Origin of the sequence: Fulvivirga kasyanovii (assembly GCF_009711405.1) — a bacterium.
GTDB lineage: Bacteria > Bacteroidota > Bacteroidia > Cytophagales > Cyclobacteriaceae > Fulvivirga > Fulvivirga kasyanovii.
Window position 1 is genome coordinate 1 of record NZ_SMLW01000198.1, and the last position, 1993, is coordinate 1993.

The 1993-nt window shown below is 39.9% G+C and carries 1 protein-coding gene; it reads right to left on the reverse strand.

Annotated elements, in window-relative coordinates; genetic code table 11:
* A partial coding sequence (locus E1163_RS00790; RefSeq protein ID WP_155168623.1) for a non-ribosomal peptide synthetase occupies positions 1 to 1993 on the reverse strand: 1993 nt, incomplete at both ends.

Genomic DNA, 1993 nt, shown 5'->3' on the forward strand with positions numbered 1-1993 from the left:
TCTGAATCGCTTTAATTGAATCTCCGCCGATCATGAAAAAATTCGACTTGACGCTTAAACCATCACGACCCAAAACCGATGACCATACCACACTCATTACCTTCTCAATGGAGGTCAATGGTGCACGGTACTCTTCACTATCTTCATGCGAAGGAGAAGGTAGCGCCTGTATATCTTTCTTCCCACTGGCGGTGAGAGGAAAAGTGGCAAGTCGGGTGAAATAGGAAGGGATCATGTAGTCAGGCAACTCAGTGGCCAAATGAGCACGAAGTAGATCCACGGAAACCTCCACCTCTGAGGTGTAGTAAGCACTTAAGTATTTCGTCGAGTGTCCATCTTCCTGAGAAATAACCAAGCTCTCCTTAATACCGGTGTAGCTGGATAAAACACTCTCTATTTCTCCTAACTCAACACGATTACCTCTTATCTTCACCTGATGATCTATTCTTCCAAGGTATTCAATATTACCAACCTCCGTCCAACGGGCCAAGTCACCAGTCTTGTACATCAATTGACCAGGAACATAGGGATTGGGCACAAAACGCTCTCGAGTCAACTCCTCATTATTCAAATACCCTCTCGCTAGGCCTAATCCGGAAATACACAACTCTCCGGCAACTCCTATCGGTTGCAAATTATTTTCCTTATCCAATATATATAATGAGGTATTGCCTAATGGCTTGCCAATGGGTACTGCTCCACCTTTCCATCCTTTCAGGCTGTAATGGCTAGTATAAACTGTATATTCCGTAGGACCATAAATATTCTCCAATTCAACTGCAGAATTTAGCGAACGAAACTTATTCACCAACTCGCCTGATAACGCCTCTCCGGCTAAAAATATATATTTCAAACTCCCTAAAGAGCCGGATTCTTCTATCACAATGTCTAAAAATGAATGGAATAAAGATGGGACAAAATTAATATGTGTAACCTCATAACGATTTAACGCCGCATGAATTTTATATGGGTCTTTCTCCTCTTCTTCTCCTAAAATAGCCAAGCTGCCCGCACCGGAAACAAAAAAGCCAAACAACTCACTGATCGATACATCAAAATAATAGGGAGTCTTAAATAAATATACATCACCTCGATCAAAGCTGTATATCGAATTTAATGAATGAATAAGATTCAACACTGCCCCGTGTTCTATCATTACACCTTTAGGCAAGCCCGTGGACCCCGAAGTATAAATGATATACATTAAATCTTTTAACTCTAGGGAAATATCCAAACCATCATCAGGAAATTCAGCATACAAACTGTCTTTGATACTTAACTCCTCTACAAGGTCTGCATAACTACCTAAATACTTCATATCCCCGATCAGGACCCTCGCTTTACTATCTTCCAACTGATAACGAACACGCTTCTCTGGCAACTTGGTATTTATAGGTAAATAGGCTGCCCCACATTTCAGTATACCAAAAATCCAAACAACCATCTCGACGGAACGATCGGATATTAACCCCACAATATCTCCTTTAACAACCCCCTTTTCATGCAAATAATGAGCTATCTGATTCGAATACTTGCGCAACTCATCATAACTCATCCGCTGATCGCCATAGCTTAAAGCAATACTACCTCCATTCTCGTGAGAAACAGTATCAAAAATATCTAAAAGGTTCTCCTCCCTATCATAATCTAAAGAAGTAGAATTAAAACTATCCAATAAAGAAACCCTGTCTATGTCCGATAATAATGTGAGTTCGGAGACCTTAACCATAATATTTTCGGCTATTTGGTCAGCGAAAGCCACAAAATGCTCAAACACACCATGTATTGTTTTAGTGGCATATTGACCATTGTTATAGGCAAATTCTATTGAAATAATCTCATCTGGAAAAACGGTAATTGTAAGATCAAAATTTGTCTGCTCAATTGAACGTACATCGGTTATTTTAAAGCCCAACGATTTTGTACCGGCCTTATCAGTAGTAATCCTTTTGTGGTTTTCTCTTGGGTGATTTTCAAAAACCCACAATTGATT